This window comes from Halorubrum cibi (assembly GCF_900182635.1).
In the GTDB taxonomy this organism is placed as follows: Archaea; Halobacteriota; Halobacteria; order Halobacteriales; family Haloferacaceae; genus Halorubrum; species Halorubrum cibi.
Window position 1 is genome coordinate 81,591 of sequence record NZ_FXTD01000004.1, and the last position, 17,622, is coordinate 99,212.

Annotated in this window: 17 protein-coding genes and 2 tRNA genes; 11 read left to right on the forward strand and 8 right to left on the reverse strand. The window is 67.5% G+C overall.

The genetic code is table 11. The annotated features are described in order from the left end of the window. Nucleotides 1-627 precede the first annotated feature (627 nt). The 4 genes from nucS (at nt 628) to FN829_RS06365 (ending at nt 4,349) form a co-directional block, all read left to right on the forward strand. A complete protein-coding gene (gene nucS / locus FN829_RS06350) occupies nt 628-1,380 on the forward strand; it encodes an endonuclease NucS (protein WP_142986158.1) in 753 nt (250 codons plus the stop codon). A gap of 113 nt (nt 1,381-1,493) precedes the next feature. Further along, nucleotides 1,494-2,024, forward strand: coding sequence for a 50S ribosomal protein L16 (locus FN829_RS06355; RefSeq protein WP_142986159.1), 531 nt, complete (start codon nt 1,494-1,496; stop codon nt 2,022-2,024). 145 nt (nt 2,025-2,169) lie between these two features. Further along, nucleotides 2,170-4,224, forward strand: a complete 2,055-nt coding sequence (locus FN829_RS06360) for a DEAD/DEAH box helicase (RefSeq protein WP_142986160.1) — start codon at nt 2,170-2,172, stop codon at nt 4,222-4,224. A 54-nt stretch (nt 4,225-4,278) separates the two neighbouring features. Next, nucleotides 4,279-4,349 (forward strand) — tRNA-Pro (locus FN829_RS06365). A 52-nt stretch (nt 4,350-4,401) separates the two neighbouring features. Here the strand turns inward: FN829_RS06365 and FN829_RS15865 are convergent. Continuing rightward, the gene (locus tag FN829_RS15865; RefSeq protein WP_185955702.1) at nt 4,402-4,554 is read right to left on the reverse strand and encodes a hypothetical protein; all 153 of its coding nucleotides are present in this window, start codon (nt 4,552-4,554) and stop codon (nt 4,402-4,404) included. Between the two features lie 209 nt (nt 4,555-4,763). On the opposite strand from FN829_RS15865, the gene FN829_RS06370 reads away from it, so the two are divergent. Continuing rightward, nucleotides 4,764-4,837, forward strand: a tRNA-Phe gene (locus FN829_RS06370). A 418-nt stretch (nt 4,838-5,255) separates the two neighbouring features. On the opposite strand, the gene FN829_RS06375 is transcribed toward FN829_RS06370, so the two are convergent. The 5 genes from FN829_RS06375 to FN829_RS06390 form a co-directional block, all read right to left on the reverse strand. Beyond that, nucleotides 5,256-6,119 (reverse strand): DUF502 domain-containing protein, encoded by an 864-nt coding sequence (locus FN829_RS06375; protein ID WP_246066460.1) that lies wholly within the window; start codon nt 6,117-6,119, stop codon nt 5,256-5,258. Between the two features lie 712 nt (nt 6,120-6,831). Continuing rightward, nucleotides 6,832-7,665, reverse strand: coding sequence for an alpha/beta fold hydrolase (locus FN829_RS06380; protein WP_142986161.1), 834 nt, complete (start codon nt 7,663-7,665; stop codon nt 6,832-6,834). A gap of 84 nt (nt 7,666-7,749) precedes the next feature. Further along, a complete protein-coding gene (locus FN829_RS15870) occupies nt 7,750-7,899 on the reverse strand; it encodes a hypothetical protein (protein ID WP_185955703.1) in 150 nt (49 codons plus the stop codon). Nucleotides 7,900-8,081: 182 nt separating this feature from the next. Next, entirely contained in the window at nt 8,082-8,555 is a 474-nt protein-coding gene (locus tag FN829_RS06385; RefSeq protein ID WP_142986162.1) for a redoxin domain-containing protein, read from the reverse strand. Nucleotides 8,556-8,622: 67 nt separating this feature from the next. Next, a complete protein-coding gene (locus FN829_RS06390) occupies nt 8,623-10,341 on the reverse strand; it encodes an HTTM domain-containing protein (RefSeq protein WP_142986163.1) in 1,719 nt (572 codons plus the stop codon). A gap of 181 nt (nt 10,342-10,522) precedes the next feature. On the opposite strand from FN829_RS06390, the gene FN829_RS06395 reads away from it, so the two are divergent. Together FN829_RS06395 and FN829_RS06400 are read left to right on the forward strand one after the other, a co-directional pair. Beyond that, nucleotides 10,523-11,986: an amidohydrolase gene (locus FN829_RS06395; protein WP_142986164.1), complete on the forward strand. Its 1,464-nt coding sequence runs from the start codon at nt 10,523-10,525 to the stop codon at nt 11,984-11,986. A 225-nt stretch (nt 11,987-12,211) separates the two neighbouring features. After that, complete coding sequence (locus FN829_RS06400; protein ID WP_023499165.1) at nt 12,212-12,406, forward strand: cold-shock protein; 195 nt, start codon at nt 12,212-12,214, stop codon at nt 12,404-12,406. 155 nt (nt 12,407-12,561) lie between these two features. Here FN829_RS06400 and FN829_RS06405 read toward each other — a convergent pair whose 3' ends face one another. Next, the gene (locus FN829_RS06405) at nt 12,562-12,876 is read right to left on the reverse strand and encodes a 2Fe-2S iron-sulfur cluster-binding protein (protein WP_142986165.1); all 315 of its coding nucleotides are present in this window, start codon (nt 12,874-12,876) and stop codon (nt 12,562-12,564) included. Nucleotides 12,877-13,016: 140 nt separating this feature from the next. On the opposite strand from FN829_RS06405, the gene FN829_RS06410 reads away from it, so the two are divergent. The 4 genes from FN829_RS06410 (at nt 13,017) to FN829_RS06425 (ending at nt 16,461) form a co-directional block, all read left to right on the forward strand. Continuing rightward, nucleotides 13,017-14,174 (forward strand): DUF7093 family protein, encoded by a 1,158-nt coding sequence (locus FN829_RS06410; protein WP_142986166.1) that lies wholly within the window; start codon nt 13,017-13,019, stop codon nt 14,172-14,174. A 124-nt stretch (nt 14,175-14,298) separates the two neighbouring features. Beyond that, on the forward strand, nt 14,299-14,682 hold the full coding sequence (locus FN829_RS06415; protein WP_142986167.1) for a DUF5611 family protein: 384 nt from the start codon (nt 14,299-14,301) through the stop codon (nt 14,680-14,682). 204 nt (nt 14,683-14,886) lie between these two features. After that, a complete protein-coding gene (locus tag FN829_RS06420) occupies nt 14,887-15,369 on the forward strand; it encodes a universal stress protein (protein ID WP_142986168.1) in 483 nt (160 codons plus the stop codon). Between the two features lie 111 nt (nt 15,370-15,480). Beyond that, entirely contained in the window at nt 15,481-16,461 is a 981-nt protein-coding gene (locus FN829_RS06425) for an ROK family protein (RefSeq protein WP_142986169.1), read from the forward strand. Between the two features lie 29 nt (nt 16,462-16,490). Here FN829_RS06425 and FN829_RS06430 read toward each other — a convergent pair whose 3' ends face one another. Next, nucleotides 16,491-17,528, reverse strand: coding sequence for a PrsW family intramembrane metalloprotease (locus FN829_RS06430; protein ID WP_142986170.1), 1,038 nt, complete (start codon nt 17,526-17,528; stop codon nt 16,491-16,493). Between the last annotated feature and the right edge of the window lie 94 nt (nt 17,529-17,622).

The following is a 17,622-nucleotide window of genomic DNA, read 5'->3' on the forward strand; positions in this document are numbered from 1 at the left end:
TCGATTCCGGTTCTCGATGGCTATCGACCGCGACGATCAGTACCGTCTAATCACGGTGGCGCGCCTCCGAGCGGCCGGAGGCCGCGAGGAGCCCGCGAGGGACGCGGCGAACGAAGTGAGCCGCGAGGCTGGGGAGGCGTGAGGTGCGGGGCTGTGCGGGGCGGGGTGGGACACAAAGGGGCAACCGCGAGGACGACGGCGGCCGACGAAAGGACCGCAAGGAATGAGCGAAGCGAGTGACTGAGGACCGTGGTTCGAGAGAGCAAAGCTCTCTCGTCATCGCCAGAAATCTCTGATTTCTGGCTAGCAGTCAGAACGCGTCGCGTTCTGACGACATCACGAAAGGCGCGGAGCGCCTTTCGAACGACAGCGAGGCCCCCGAATCCTCGCGGTTGGGGCTTTGGCGATGTTCACCGCGTCAGCAACTGCGTAGATCCGAGCGACTGGGGCTTTGGACGGCTTCAGCGCGCCAGCAACGACCTCTGGCCGATCGACTGGGGCTACGGCGATCTCGTCTCTGACGACGGTCCCTTCGCGCTCTCACCCGGATCTCGCTTCGCAAACACCCACGTTCGTATCCACGTCGTCCTCGCGCCCTTTTTGAACGCCACCGACCAACACGTAGCAGTGACAGTCACCAGCCTCCACGACCCGACCCACCGAGAGGCGCTGTGGGAGCTGGAGGACGCCTTCGAGCGCGGCGATCTGATAAGCATCTTCGGGCGCTGTACGGTCTCCTACGAGGGCCGGGCGGCCTCCGACCTCGGCACCGGCGACCGCCTCCTCCTCCTGAAGCCCGACGGGGCCGCCTTAGTCCACACCGACGAGGGCCGCCAGCCGGTCAACTGGCAGCCGCCGGGATCGGAACACCGCGCCGCGGTCCGGGAGGGACGGCTCCGCGTGGTCTCCACCAGAACCAACCCCGCAGAGACCCTCACCGTCCGCTTCTCCGACATCCACCAGCTGTCGGCGATGCCGGTCACCGGCGGCCGCGACCTCGACCTCCACGGCAGCGAGGAGGACCTCCGGACCCGGATCCTGGAACGCCCGGATCTCGTTGAACCCGACTTCGAACCGAGAGAGACCGAGCGTCCCTCCAGCGCCGGTCCGATGGACGTGTTCGGCGTCGACGCCGACGGCAACCCGGTCGTCGTGGAGCTGAAACGCCGGCGGGTCGGCCCCGACGCGGTCGGCCAACTCGCCAGGTACGTGCGCGCGCTCCGCGAGGAGTTGGGGATCGAAGAGGACCGCGCCGACGCCGACGCCACGGTCGAAGTCCGCGGCGTGCTCGTCGCGCCCTCGGTCACCGACCGGGCGGCGGAGCGGCTGGCGGACCGCGGATTCGACCACGTCGCGCTCGAGCCGACGCCGGAGGAGTGAGGACGCCCTCGGCGAGAACGACTCCGTCCCCTCACGCACGCGACTCCCCGACGGCTCCGTCGCGGTATCGAAGGCTTTATCGACGCAGCGGGGGCTACATCGGACAAGTAACCATGTCCGACAAACCCGCCTCTATGTACCGGACGATCGACAAGCCGTCGTACACCCGCCGCGAGTACATCACGGGCATCCCCGGCTCGAAGATCGCCCAGCACAACATGGGCGACCTCTCCACGGAGCCCGAGGACTACCCCGTCGAGATCAGCCTCCGCGTCGAGGAGGAGCTCCAGATCCGCCACGGCTCGCTCGAGAGCGCGCGCCTCTCGGCGAACCGCCACCTCATCAAGGAGCTCGGCGAGGGCAACTACAAGATGACGCTCCGCAAGTTCCCCCACCAGGTCATCCGCGAGAACAAGCAGGCGACCGGCGCGGGCGCGGACCGCGTCTCCGACGGGATGCGCCAGGCGTTCGGAAAGCCCGTCGGGACGGCGGCCCGGCTCAACGCCGACGACGTGGTCTTCACGGCGTACTGTACCGTCGACCAGGCCCCCGTCGTGAAGGAGGCGTTCCGTCGCGCGTACAACAAGCTCTCGCCGCCGTGCCGGATCACGGTCGAACGCGGCGAGGAGCTGCTCGTCGCGTAGACGACACCTTCCTCTCCTTCGATTTCGGTCTTCGCCCCCGATTCAGCTGTCTCGTCCGATTCCGTGTTCCCTCCGACTCCGACCGCCGAGAGCCGCGGCTCTCGAGACGAATCGCTGAAATACCCGCCTCGCGTATGCTCGGGCAGTGTCAAAGCAGTTGGCCGAGGTCGAGACGCTGTTCCTCCACGAGGCGCGGAGCGACTACACCGTGGTCGCGAACCGGGACGGCAACCGAGTGCTTCGCGGACGCCTCGAGCTCAAAGAGACGTCCGCAGGCCCCCGTCCCGGCAAGTTCCGCGTCATCAAAGACGGCGAGGACCATCCCCGATCCCCGGACGAGTTCGTCGACCTCGCTCGCGCGGCCACCCGCATCCGGATCTCCGAACAGACCTCTCCCGAACGTCGCGAGCGCCTCCACGAGATGCTCGACGGCTACCAGCTGGAGGCGATGGCGGTCCGGACCTGTCGGCGCTGTGCGAACGACGGACGCTACGGCCCGATCACGGCCGACACCGCGATCGAGCACAACGGCGAACGGATCTGCCGGGACTGCGCCCGCCGCGAGCTCGAGCGCGAGCTGTCGTACAAGGGCGATTTCACGGGCGCGGCGGAGGAGCGACTCGAGGAGCTGTTGTACGACTCGAAGGACCTCGACCGGATCGTCAATCTGCTTCAGGGAGGACTCGATCCCGACCTCACCAAGTACGACGAGGTGTCGGCCACCGTCGAGGACGTCTCGCCGGTGCGAACCGACGAGCTCGACCTCCACCCCGACCTGGCAGCCCGCGTTCAGGGCCGCTTCGAGGAGCTGTTGCCCGTCCAGAGCCTCTCCGTTCGAAACGGGCTCCTCGACGGCGACGACCAGCTCGTCGTGAGCGCGACCGCGACGGGCAAGACCCTCGTCGGCGAGCTGGCGGGGATCGACCGGGCGCTGAACGGCGACGGAAAGCTACTGTTTCTCGTCCCGCTCGTCGCCCTCGCCAACCAGAAGCACGAGGACTTCGAGGACCGCTACGGCGACCTGCTGGACGTCTCCATCCGCGTGGGCTCCTCGCGGATCGCCGACGACGGCAATCGCTTCGACCCGAACGCCGACGTGATCGTCGGGACCTACGAGGGAATCGACCACGCGCTCCGGACGGGGAAGGACCTGGGCGACGTGGGGACCGTCGTCATCGACGAGGTCCACACCCTGAAGGAGGGGGAACGCGGCCACCGGCTCGACGGCCTGATCTCCCGGCTGAAGTACTACAGCGAGGAGCGGATGGAGCGCCACGAAGGGTACGACGGCACCCAGTTCGTCTACCTCTCGGCGACCGTCGGCAACCCGGAGTGGCTCGCCGAGCGGCTGCGGGCGACGCTGATCGAGTTCGAGGAGCGCCCCGTCCCCATCGAGCGCCACGTCACTTTCGCGGACGGCCGCGAGAAGGCCGACATCGCCGACAAGCTCGTGAAACGCGAGTTCGACACGAAGTCCTCGAAGGGGTACCGCGGGCAGACGATAATCTTCACGAACTCCCGGCGACGCTGCCACGAGATCAGCCGAAAGCTGCGGTACGACTCCGCGCCGTACCACGCCGGGCTCGATTACGGCCGCCGCAAGAAGGTCGAGCGCATGTTCGGGAACCAGGACCTGTCGGCGGTCGTCACCACGGCGGCGCTGGCCGCCGGCGTCGACTTCCCGGCCTCGCAGGTGATCTTCGACACGCTCGCGATGGGGATCGAGTGGCTCTCCGTCCAGGAGTTCTCCCAGATGCTCGGCCGGGCCGGCCGGCCCGATTACCACGACCGCGGCCGGGTTTACCTCCTCGTCGAGCCGGACGCCGTCTACCACAACTCGATGGACCGGACCGAAGACGAGGTCGCGTTCACCCTGCTCAAAGGCGAAATGGAGGACGTCGCCACTCACTACGACGAGACGGCCGCCGTCGAGGAGACGCTCGCGAACGTCGTCGTCGCGGGAAAGCGGGCGAAGCGGCTCAACGACCGGATGATCGGCGACGTGCCGACGAAGCACGCGGTCGGGAAGCTGCTGGAGTGGGAGTTCATCAACGGCTTCTCGCCGACACCGCTCGGGCGGGCGATCTGTCGACACTTCCTCGCGCCCGACGAGGCGTTCCGGATCCTCGATGCGGTCCGGAAGGGGACGGACCCATACGACCTCGTCGCGGACCTCGAGCTGTACGACGAGGAGGAGTGAGGCGGGACCGACGAACGAAACGCTTTAGCGGCTCATCCGGGTAATGGAGAACACGGGACCATGGGTTAGTGGTATACTTCGAGCCTTGGGTGCTCGTGACCCCGGTTCGAATCCGGGTGGTCCCACTTTTAACGCGCGAGCAACTCACGAGCGTCGCCGTCGCGATCGAGACGCCTGCTACCGCCGGTTTCGCTTGAGTTCTCGCATCCCCGCGTATCCGCGGAAGATGTCGGCGATCCATCGGCCCGCGGCGACGACCGCCTCGATCGGCCGACGCCACCACGGCCCGAGCTCCTCCTCGGCGTCGTCGTCGGTCTCGTTCGGTGCCATCGATCCGAGTGGTTCGGTACCGAGACACATAGTTGTTCGTTCGACCGGCGGCTCCGCCGCGTTTCGGTGCTGACGAAGTCGGTATCCACGCAGCATGCCGTCATCGCTCTTCGAATCGACATTCGTGTCGAAGCGGCGCGTCCTCGAGTCGGGGCGACCGCCGTCTTTCGAAATCCTTTTGTCTCGATTCGGCCTTGGTCGAAACGCGAGCCGCCTTAGCTCAGACTGGGAGAGCACTCGACTGAAGATCGAGCTGTCCCCCGTTCAAATCGGGGAGGCGGCATTTTCCTGCGAACTCGTGAGGGAGCGGAGCGACCGAACCGTGAGCAGTGAAAATGCTCCCGACCCGATTTGAGCAGACGAGTCGGGAGCCCGAGCGCAGCGAGGGCGAGCGTCTCGGCGAGTTCAAATCGGGGAGGCGGCATCCTGATTCTACACGATTTCCATTCGAAGAGATTTCGCTCCGTGTCATAGCCCGAGCTGTCTCCCGTCCCCACGAGTGGAGCGAGCGGGGAACAGTGAGACTCCCTCCGGTCGTCTCACGCGTTTCAAATCGGGGAAGCGGCATATTCTGAACCCATGAGCGGAGCGAGCGGGTGAATAACCGACGTCGAGCCGATTTGAGCAGACGAGTCGCGAGCCCGAGCGGAGCGAGGCCGAGCGTCTCGGCGAATTCAAATCGGGGAGGCGGCAGTCCAATTCTACTGCGTCTTCTCGTCGTTCGGGTCCTCGTCCTCCGCGTTCTCGTCGTCGGTCCTGATCGCGTCTTGGAGGCGGTCGATGTCGGTGACCTTCTCTAAGTCGCCCATGGTGACGGGCGTCTTCTCGTTGGCGCGCTCGCCGGTGGCGACGCCGCTCGTGAGGATGCTTCGGACGCCCTCCTCGATGGACATGTCCACGTCCATGACGCGGTCTCGGGGGACGTGCGTCAGGAATCCGCCCGTGACGGGATTCGGTGCGAGCGGGATGAACAGCGTGACCATCTCGTCGTGACCGGCTGCCTCGGCGACCGTCTCCGGCGACGTGCTCGTCTCGAAGCCGATGACGTGGACGTCCTCGCCGAAACACTGGACGAGTTTTATCTCCTGGAAGTTCTCGGCCTCGTTGTCGAGCATCACGTCGCCCATCCGGCGGAAGCTCTTGTAGACGGTCCCGATTCCGGGAATCGACGCCAGCGCGAGGTCGATGACGTCTATCGCCTGCTCGCCGTATCGGTGACGACCGATCGAGCCGACGACGACGACGATCCCCAACAGGATGCCGACGGCGATGATCTCGGTGAAGAAGTCGATGACGTAGCCGTAGACGTGTAACTCGATCAGTACGGAGACGAGGTCGGTCTCCCTGAACCACGCGATGACGCCGAACCATCTGAGCACTCGGATGAAGGGAGTCAGCGCGCCCGTGATGAAATCGAGGGCGATCGTCAGAACGTACAGCGTGATCACGAAGGGGACGATGATCGCGATCCCCGTCATCAACACGTCGAGCGTCCCGCCGTAGAGCGATTCTACCGTGTCACGCGCCGGCCGTGACGAGTCGTCGGAGGAGTCTGGAACCGCCATCGTTGTTCTCACGAAAACCACTGTGAAAGCAGTGTCGTTCCTCCGAGACGCGGTCCTCGCTTCCGATCGAAGGAACATCCCGAGTCGACGCCGCGGAACGACCTCGTCGGATCTCGAAGTGACGGAACCGTCGGTGTACTTCCGTCGGTGTACTTCCGTCGGTGGGCTGCGGACGGAACCGCCCGTCCTGATTCGAGTGCTTGTGGTACGGGTGTTTCGTGAGTGATCGGAGCGATGAGAACGGGACCGTTGCTGTTGCGGTGAACGTCTCCAAAGCCCCAGCCGGCTCCGGTCGAGGGCCTCGCTGTGGTCCTCGTCGCTCACTGCGTTCGCTCCTGCGGTCCTTGCGTCGGCCGTCTTCCCGGACCGGCTGCCCCTTTGAGTCCCGCCCAACCGCCCCGAAACCGCACCTCACGCCTCCCCAGCCTCGCGGCTCCTTTCAGTCGCCGCGTCCCTCGCGGTCGGGTTCGCGGGTGCTGTCGCACCCGCTCACCGGCGCGCCACCGCCCAGAGGATCGCTCTCTGCTTCGGCTGTAGTGAGCATCCGCGAGGAATCGAGCGGTTCACCGACGGAGCCGTCGGAGACGGCGGAGTCGGCTTTTTCCCTCCCGGTTTTCGAGGAGTGGTTCCCGAAGCGAACGCAGTGAGCGAGGGCACCCGACGACGAAAAAGGTGGCTGTGTTGACCGACTATGACCGCTCCTCTCTGCGAGTCACTCCCCGGTGACGCGTCCCGCGAACTCACGAAGCTCCCGGTCGAACCGCGCCGGGGCCTCGATGAACGGTGAGTGGCCGACTCCCTCGAAGATCGAGACTTCGCCGTCGGGAACGAGGTCGGCGTGTCGTTCGGCGGCCTTCGGGAGGACGACCCGGTCGGCCGATCCGTGAACGAACAGCGCGGGGACGTCCAGACCGCGCAGCGTCTCGGCGTTCGCGCCGCTTCGCGCCTGGAGCGCCTCCCGAACCCGCGGGGGACACCGCGCGTTGTATCCGAGCATGTGGTGGTACTCCCGCGGCGGGACCGGTTCGGCCGTACAGATGTCGAGGAATTCCTCGAGCGCGTCCACGCTGGCCTCGGCGTCGCGGGTCTCGAGGTCCTCGAGCATGTCGGCGAACTCCTCGCCGGCGATCTCGCCGGCCGCGTCGGTTCCTTTCTCCGTGATCGCCCCCACGAAGACGGCTCCGGCCACGTCCTCGGTTCCGTCGACGGCGAGGTAGTCGGCGACGACGAGTCCCCCGTACGACCACCCGACGAGGACCGGGTCGTCGGTCGCCAGCTCGTCGATCACGGCGCGCAGGTCCGCGGCCCACAGCGCCGGGTCGCGGTACGGGCCGTCGCCCGCGGGCTTCTCGGAGTCGCCGTGACCCCGGAGATCGGGCGCGAGCAGGCGGAACTCCTCGATCAGCGAGCCGTCGAACTGTTCGTACCAACAGAGCCGCGACTGCGAGTAGCCGTGAACGAGCAGGATCGTCGGGGCGTCCGGCGGTCCCGCGTCGTCGACGCGTAGCTCCGTCCCCTCGCCGCCGACGACCGTGTGTGACTCCATGTCCGGGGATGTGCGTGCGGCGGTATATACGTTGGCGGCCGGCGGTCGATCGCTGGCGGCGGGCGAACGCCGGCGACCGGTCCGCTACTTCCGCCCGGGGGAGTGACCGAACAACAGCGGCGCGACGAGGAGGGCGGTACTGAGGAGGTGCGCGACGCGACGGCCGAGCCGCGACACGAGGACGACTTCCCTGAATCCGCCGTTGAGAACGGCCAGGACGGCCAGGACCGCCATGAGCGCCAGACGGCGAGCGGTCGACGGAGCACTCGACGCCGAACGCCGCCCGGTCGATCCCCGGCTGCTCGTGGGGTTCGCGAACTCATCCGGTTCCGTCTCTCGGGGCGTCGAAAAAAGCATGTCGGGTACGCTTCGGTGTATCGGGATCGGGGAACCCGGTAGGTCGGTACTCGCCCGCGTCAGGCCGCCTCGACCGCCTCAAGCAGCGCGTCGTAGTCGGGCTCGTTCGTCGGGTCGTCGGCGACCCACGCGTACGTCACGGTGCCCTCGTCGTCGAGGACGTACACGGCGCGGTCGGCGACGCCGTAGAGCCCGAGGTCGGCGAGATCCATCGAGAGCCCGTAGGCCTCGATCGCGTCGCCGTCCATGTCGCTCACGAGGTCGAATGCGAGGTCGTACTCGTCGGCGAAGGCCCCGAGCGAGAACGCCGAGTCGGCGCTGACCCCGAACAGGGTCGCGCCGGCCGCCTCGAAGTCGTCGTACCGCTCCTGGAGCGCCACCATCTCGTTGCTACACGGGGGCGTGAACGCGCCGGGGAAGAAGGCGAGGACGACCGGCCCGTCGCCGAGATGCTCCTCGAGATCGAACGTCTCGTGGTCGGACCCCTTGTACGTCGCCGTGAACGTCGGTGCGGTGTCGCCGGTCGAGACCATACACGCGATCCGAGGCCCGTGGCGTCCTAAAAGCTGTCGCGGTCGCGTCGGGTCCCCGTCTCTCCACCTATCCAGTGGCCGAACAGTCTCGCTCGATCACGATCTGTCGGCCGGGATCGTCGTACTCGCCGTCGATCGGACTCCGCTGGTACACCTCGTAGACGGTCACCCGATCGACGGGCGCGTCGTGGACCTCCTGGGCTCGTTCACAGACCCAGTCGGCGTAGCCCTCCGCGATGGCGCCATCGGGTCCAGAGCTGTCGACGGCCGACATGAACTTCCGGTGTCGGAAGTTCGGGTACTCGGCCGCGGGATCCGGCGGCCGGTCGAACGTCAACTCTCCGCCGCCGAACGCGTTCGACATCGATCCGTTCTCGAAGTACGCCCGCGAGGGGTACCAGCTGTACGACTCCGTCGGATCGGGCGCGTACAGTCCCCACTTCTGTTGATCGAGGTGCTCGTAGTCGATCTCGTCGGGCACGTCGTGGCCGCTGACGCTGCTCGCGCTGAACACGAGGATCCACACCAGGACGCAAAAGCCCAGCACGGTCAAAAGCGACTTGCCGTACGCGATCGCGTAGTCGGAGGCCTCCCCGTACCATCCCTCCCGGTCCGGATCGAGGACCCGCCGCTCGATCGGCGGTCGTCCGAGCGGGCCGAGCGCCGCTTCCACCGCCGAGGACGACGGCAGCCGATCGCTCCACTCCGCCGGCACCCGCCGAGCCAACGTGTCCCAGAAGACGCCGGGAAGGAACGGCAGCATGGCCGCCATCAACAGAAGCGGGAACAGCCCGACCGCCATCGTCAACAGCATGCCGACGAACGCGCTCGTGTACGTGAACGCGGCGAGCATCCGGACGCGTCCGACGGTTCCCAGAAGGAACAGCGCGGACCCCGAAAGCAGCACCACCCAGCCGTAGTTGAGAAGCGTCAGGAGCGCCGGGAACTCGACGACGAACTTGCCGAGGGTGGTCGTCATCACCTCGTTGTGCAAAGCGATCGCGAGACCGTCGCCGGCGTACCACTCCTCGCCGGCGTGTTTCAGGATCGCGTTCGCCGTGAACACCACGACCGGCTGGACGAGCAACGCCGCGGTCCCGAAGCTCGCGACCGCCTTCCGGGCCGACCCGCGCCGGAGCGCGTCGATCGACCAGCGCTCGCCGAGCGGCGTCACGAGCGCGACGGCCAGCAGGACCCGGAACAGTCGGTCGCCGCCGTTGAGGACGGCGGGGTTCCGCGCCTGAAGCGAGAACAGGAGCAACAGCGAGACGAAGCCGACCAGCCGCGTTCGGTAGCCGAGGAGGAACGCGACGGCGAACGCCCCGGCGACGGCGAAAAGCAGCCCCTGGAACCAGAGGTCGCCCGAGAGCGCGTGAAGCGACACGCCGGTGTACTGGCCGTAGGTGGCCTCGTAGGCGGCCACCGGATAGGCGCCCGCGTCGGTGTAGAACAGCGCGAGGTCCTGCGAGCGGTGGAGCAGATCGAGCAGGATGACGAGGGCGAGCGCGATCCGGACGGCGGCGAGCGACCGGGTGTCGACCTCGAATCGCTTTCGAACCCGGTCGCGGACCGGCGACAGACGGTTCCACGCCCCCGCGAGTCCGCTTTCGCCGACGGAGGTCTCGTCGCCGTCGGGATCGACGGGGCCGTCGCCGTCGGGATCGACGGGGCCGTCGGCAGTCAGTTCGGTCTCGTCATCGCCGATGTCGGGCACTCCGGACTCATCGTCGCGGTCGTCGTGGTCATCGTCGGCATCGTCGCCGGGTCTTGAATCTCGTGACGGCATTCGATGTGCGGTGGCGGACCGGTCGGAACGCTCGCCGCCGGTCCGTCCGACTGGCTGGAGTGTGGCGCAGACGGTATGTATATTTGTTGGGACCGAGGTCGCGTCGCTCCCGACGCCTCCGGCGATCCGCCCACCTCGCCGCGTCCGAACCCTTTTTCACCGGTCTTCGCTATCCGTTGGCATGGAACTAGATACGGTGACCGACGCGGTCGAGGATCGGCGCGAGGAGCTCACGGCCCTCGCCCGCGACGTCTGGGAACACCCGCAGACGGCCTTCGAGGAGACGTACGCGGCCGACCGGCTGATCGGCGTCCTCGCGGAGCGCGGCTTCGACGTCGAGATCGGCGTCGGCGACGTCGAGACCGCCTTCGTCGCCCGCTACGGCGAGGAGGATCCGGTCGTCGGCACGATGGGCGAGTTCGACGCGCTCCCCGGTCTCTCACAGCGCGTGAGCGCGACGAAGGAGCCGATCGAGGCGGGCGGGAACGGGCACGGCTGCGGCCACAACCTCTTCGGGGTCGGGTCGCTCGGGGCCGCGCTCGCGATCGCGGACGCCATCGACGAGGGCCTCGAGGGGTCGATCGTCTACGTCGGGACGCCCGCAGAGGAGGCCGGCGCCGGGAAGGTGTACATGGCTCGCGCGGGCGCGTTCGACGACATCGACGCGGTCGTCTCCTGGCATCCGGGCTGGTACAACGCGCCCACGAAGGGGTCGTGTCTGGCGGTCGACGGCTTCGAGGTGACCGTCCACGGCGAGTCCTCCCACGCCGCCGCCTCGCCCGAGGCCGGGCGGAGCGCGCTCGACGGGCTCCAACTCCTCAACACCGCCGTCGAGTACATGCGCGAGCACGTCCCCGACCCGGTTCGGCTCCACTACGTCATCACCGAGGGCGGCGACGCGGCCAACGTCGTCCCGCCGGAGGCGACGGGCGAGTACCTCGTGCGCGCGCCGAGCCGCGACCTCGTCGACGAGGTCTCCGCGTGGTTCCGCAGGGCGGCCGAGGGCGCGGCGCTGATGGGGGACGTCGACGTCGAGGTCACCAAGATCAGCGGGATCTACGGCGTCCGACCGAACGAGACGCTCGGCGACGCCATCCGCGAGACGATGGGCGACCTCGGCTCGTTCTCGGTCGACGACCCGCTCGCCGCCGACCTCCGCGAGTCGCTCGGCGACGTGTCGGGACAGCTCGCGGAACTGGAGCCCGAACACCGCGACCGCGCTCGCGACTCGGCGTACTTCGCCGAGCCGATCGACGCGCTCGACGCCGGCGAGGTCGGGTCGTACTCCACCGACTCCGGCGACGTGAGCCAGATCGTCCCGCTCGGACGGATGACGACGGCGACGTGGCCCGTCGGAACGCCGCCGCACTCCTGGCAGGCGGTGGCCGCCAGCGGCTCCACCGGAACGGAGGGAATGCTGTACGCCTCGAAGGCGATCGGCGGGACGCTCCTCCGGTTGCTCACCGACGAGGACCTCCGCGCCGAGGTCGTCGCCGAGTTCGAGGAGCGCGGCGGCGCGGACGGGTACGAGTCGGCGATGCCCGAGGACGCCGACCCCTACGAACTGCTCGGCGTCGAACGCCCCGAGTTCGAACCCACCGTCGAGACCGAATCGGAGGCTGCCGGAACCGTCGCGGACGACTGAACGACGCCTTCGGTCGGAACGATACCTTCGGTCGAACGACGCCGCCAGACACCGTCCGACCGCTGACGAGAATCGACGGGTCGGTCGATCAGCGAGTCGAGACCCGACCGTACGGTCACGGATCGACGAGAACACGTCCGATCCTGAAAACATTCGTCGATCAGAAGTCGTGGTAACTGTACACTCGCAAGTCTTATCCCGTCGACGGGCGTTCGTTTAGACGCAATGGCGACAGGAAAGGTTGATTTCTTCAACGACACTGGCGGCTACGGTTTCATTTCGACTGAGGACGAGGACGACGACGTGTTCTTCCACATGGAAGACGTTGGCGGTCCGGACCTCGAGGAGGGTCAGGAGCTCGAGTTCGACATCGAGTCCTCCCCCAAGGGTCCCCGCGCGACTAACGTCGTTCGGCAGTAAACCGGATACCGAGGCGGGTCGTCCGGCTGACGCCGAACACGGCTCCGACACGCGAAAACGAGTTTCTTTCCCGCGGTGCGGACTCACGTCCGTCGCGGGCTGTTATCGACCGCGTAGCGACGGCGACGAGCGGTCCCGTCGCCGCTTAGACCTCGTCACACGTGTTGGCCCCAGAGCCCCCGGCCCTTCGTCACCTCCACGTCGCCCTCGACGCGGATCTGACACGCGAGCCGAACGTCGTGGCTGGGGTGGTGTGGCGGGAGCCACAGTCGAGCCTTCTCCTTGCGGCCCGGCTCGCTGACCTCGCCGTCGACTTGAACCGCGCAGGTCCCACACGACCCGGTTCCACGGCAGTTGAACTGCTTTGACCTGCCGTTGTACACCGACAGTCCGGCCTCCTTCAACACGTCGCGCAACACGGCGCCCTCCTCGCACTCGATCTCCTCTCCCTGGTAGTACACGGTCGGCATGACGTATGGTACCGTACGTGTCGAGGCCTCAAAGGTGCTGGTGTGTCTCGAATCGTACCGACGGTCGTCTCGAATCGGTGTGTGCCGGGCGTCGGACGCCGACGGGGCGTTTTTTACCCTCGGCACCGCAGGGTGGTGTAATGGGAATCAGGTGTCTGCTCGGGCACGACTTCTCGGAGCCCGAAATAGAGCGCGAGCGCGAGGAGGACGGCGAGGAAGTCGTCACGACCGTCAGGGAGGTGAAGACCTGCGCTCGCTGCGGCGAGACGCAGGTCGTCAGCGAGAACACCGAGGTCACGACCATGGAACAGCTCACCGACCAGGCGACGACCGGCAACGCCTCGCCGAGCGAACCGACCGATACGGGGGGTTCGGCGACGACGTCCGACGACCGCGGGACACCCACGCCGCCGCCGTCCGACTCCGGCGGTGCGGACCGGAGCCCCGACATCGACTACGGCGGTGCGGGCGTCGACGTCGCGGACCCCGACGGCGACGACGCGGAGATACTCGACGCCGACCCCGACGGTCACTCGACCGCTGACGGCAACGCCACCGGCGACGACGACGCGGTCGAGGCACCGGACGTCGAAGGCGGTACGGTGACCGACGCCGAAGGCGGCGCGGTGGCGGACGACGAGGGGGCGGAACTGATCGACGAGGGACCGGATGACGGCGTGGTCGACGACTCGACCGCGTCCGGGGCCGCCGATGAGGGACGGGCCGACGACGGTCCGGCGAGCGGTGACGCCGACGTCAACGCCGACGCCGCCGACGACGGCGTGATCCTCGAGGAGGACGACGCGGATACCGCGGACGATCGGGATCGCGGTGAGTGGCCGGAGATGGAGGAGGAAGACGACGGTTCGACGTTCGAGGCCTCTCCTTGGCCCGAACAGCGGGGTGACGACGAAGGGTTCGACGCCGAGATCGGCGATGACGGCGACAGCGGCGTCGAATTCGGTGGCCTCACGCCCGAAACCGCCGAATCGACGGCGGAGTCCGCGAACGCGGAGTACGTCGAACCCGTCGACGGTCCGTCGACGGACTCCGCCGCCGGAGGGGCCGCCGTCGACGACTCCGATGCGGCCGCTCCCGACGCGTGGAAGGACGGCCCCGGTTCGGGGATCACCCGCGAGGACGCCCCCGAGTTCGAGACCATGGATTCGGGAGGGACTCCGACCGAGTACTACTGCCCCGAGTGCGGGATGACGGTCGAATCGACCGGGAGTTCGATGCGTGCTGGCGACATCTGTCCGGAGTGTAAACGCGGCTACGTCGCGGAGCGGTCGCGGTAGTCGAGTCGACCCCTGCTCCGTTTTTCTCGTCCCCTTCGTCGGCGGTTCGAGCCTTGAACCCTCCGTTTGAAGCCGATTCTCCGTGACGAAACTGGTTTACGCGACCCTGTCGAACGGTCGCAGCATGAAGCAGTACAAGATGCGCCGCGGCGAGCATCTCGACGAGCGCATGCCGGATCTCGAAGCCTCCATCGAGGAGTACTTCGGTGAAGTCACCGGAACCGAGGAGTACGACGGCCACGAACTGTACGTGGTCGAAGACCCCGACAATCCCGTCTTCGAGCGGATCGTCGCCGGCGCGGCCGAGTACAGCGGCAAGAAGGACAAGCTCGCGGTCCACTTCGAGGAGCGTCCGGCCGAGGACGTCATCGCCGAAGGAAACGCGGACGCCGCCGCCGACGCGGTCGACGCGAAGAACTCCTTCCTGCTCGAGGCCACCGGTCGCGACGCCAAGTCCCGACGCGACTCGCTGAAACGCGAGGTCGAGGACGACGCCCCCGACTACTGACGCGACCGACCGCCGCCTCCTCTTCTCGTTCACGCCGTCGATCGTCCGTCCTCCAGCGACGCGGCCGCCGCGGTGCGTCTTCCCGCCCGGATCGATTTCTCTCGCCCTCGAAGCCGCTCGCGCTCGCTCCACACATCATGAACATTAATTCGATACTGAGTTAAAAATCAGCAGTTTTAAACACTCCGGGTGCGAACGGGAGGTATGAGCATCGAGACGATACTGTTAGCGGTCGGAACCGAGGACGAGAAGCGAACCGAGCGGCTCGCCGCGGAGGCGGCGAGCGTCGCGAAGCCCACCGGGGCCACGGTCGTCCTCGCGCACGTGTTCGACGACGACGAGTTCGCCGAGGTCCGGTCGAACCTCGGCGTCGACGTCGAGAGCGAGGAATCGACTCCGGACGCGGTCGCGAAGCGTCACACCACCACGAGAGCCATCTCGAAGGCGCTCTCGGAGGCGGGCGTGGACCACACGGTCCGCGGTGCGGTCGGCGACCACGCCGACGAGATCGTCGCGCTGGCCGAGGGGACCGACGCCGACCGCGTCGTCGTCGGCGGTCGACACCGTTCGCCGACCGGCAAGGCGGTCTTCGGCAGCGTCGCACAGGAAGTGATCCTCTCCGCGCCGTGCCCCGCGACGTTCGTGCGCGAGGAGCCGGTGGAGTCGACGCGACGCGTCGCGCCCTGATATCGGTCTCAGTACTCCCCTTTTCACCTCTCGCGACGCGGAGCGTCCGCGAGCGACACGACACCGACGGAACCGTCCCGATTAAGTGGTAACGGAGACCTCTTTCCGCCGATGGCTTACTACGTGGGCGTCGACCTCGGCGCGACGAACGTCCGCGCGGTCGTCGGCGACGAGACGGCGACCGTGCTCGGATCCGACGCGCGCGGGACCCCCCGCGGTCCGACCGGCATCGCCGTCACCGAGGCGGTGTTGAGCGTCGTCCGAAACGCGTGCGCGGAGGCGGACATCGACCCGAGCGAGGCCGTCGCCGCCGGGATCGGCTCCATCGGGCCGCTCGACCTCGCGGCCGGGGTCGTGTTGAACCCGGCGAACCTCCCGGACACCGTCGAGCGGATCCCGCTCGTCGGTCCGGTCTCGCGGCTGCTCGACACCGAGGAGGTCCACCTCCACAACGACACCAACGCGGGCGTGATCGGCGAGCGGTTCCACTCCGAGCGCAACCCCGACGACATGGTGTATCTCACCGTCTCCTCGGGGATCGGCGCGGGCGTGGCCGTCGACGGAAACGTCCTCTCCGGGTGGGACGGCAACGCGGGCGAAGTCGGGCACATGACCGTCGATCCGCACGGGTTCATGACCTGCGGGTGCGGCCTCGACGGCCACTGGGAGGGGTACTGCTCGGGCAACAACATCCCGAAGTACGCCCGCGAGCTCCACGAGGAGGATCCCATCGAGACCGCCCTCCCGATCGAGGACCCCGACTTCTCCGCGATCGACGTCTTCGAGGCCGCCGGAGAGGACACCTTCGCCGACCACGTGATAGACCAGCTCGCCCACTGGAACGCGATGGGGATCGCGAACGTGATCCACGCGTACGCGCCCCTCGTCGTCAGCGTCGGCGGCGCGGTCGCGCTCAACAACCCCGATCGCGTCCTCGACCCGGTCCGCGAGAAGCTCGCGGACATGGTGTTCATCAACGTCCCCGAGATCCGGCTCACCGAACTCGGCGACGACGTCGTCGTCAAGGGCGCGCTCGCGAGCGCGCTCACCGGCGGTACCGGCGACCGCTCACGGGTCGACTCGCCGCCGTAGTCGGACCGCCACCGTAGTCAACCGGTCGGCTACTCCTCGAACTCGTCGCGCTCGGGAGTCGCCTCCGGACCGCGTCCGTCGCCCGTCGCACCGCTCGTCCTCTCATCGCGCGTCTCGAGGTACACGTCCCGATACCGCCATATCTTCCGGAGGAGGACGTAGCCGAACGCGCCCTGGAAGACGACGACGAACCCGAACAGCGCGAGGACCTGCGGGAGGCCGAACAGCCCCGAGGCGATCGCCGTCACCGGCCCCACGAGCGTGTTGTACAGCGCGTGGATCGTCGCCGCGATCACGAGCCCCTTGATCACTATCGGTCCGCGGTTCTCGGGGTTGAACTTCGCGAGCCCGAGGTAGTACCCCGCGAACGCCGAGTAGACGACGTGGCCGGGACCGGCGAGCGCGCGCAACGCGGCGATCCCGTCTCCGGCCCCGAGCGCCGCGAGGCCGAGCGAGAGCTCCGTGATGTCGACCGTTCGCGCGATGTACAGCAGGTTCTCGATCACGGCGAAGCCGAGTCCGGCGATCGCGCCGTACACCGCGCCGTCGATCACGGCGTCGAACCGCTCGTCGGTGTACGCGTACAGCCGCACCGCGAGCAGCTTCACCGTCTCCTCTATCGGACCGACGATGACGAAGAAGAAGAGGACGGTCCCGAGGAAACCGAGCGGTTCGAAGAGCGGGCGGGCCGCGCCGTTGAGGACCGCCGCGAACGTCGCGGTCAGTACGGACAGAAGGAACGTCGCGACCAGAAGCGAGAGGGGCTCGCCGGTCGTGACGTCTGAGACGTACACGTACGCTGCGAGGCCGAACGCGGGGACTGCGGACAGCGCGAGAAGCGCCGCCATCGTCAGGTCGAAGAGGAGTCCCGCACCGAAGGAGGCGAAGATGCTGAGGAGGATGATCCCGGCCAGGAGTACGACGAGCGCCTTCGCAGAGCGGGTGAGAAGCCAGTACAGCGCGACCGAGAGCCCGTCGAGGGAGGTCCGCTCCTCCCACGTGGCGACGTCGTAGAGGTCGCGGTCCTCGTCGTCGCCCCGCTCCACGGGATCCGACCGTGAGTCCATGCGGGCGGATTGGCCCCGTTCCGACTTAAGCGGTCGCCGTGGCGGTCAGTGTTGTCGCGACGACGGGTTCCGTCGTTCGCGCTCGCGTCGCCGC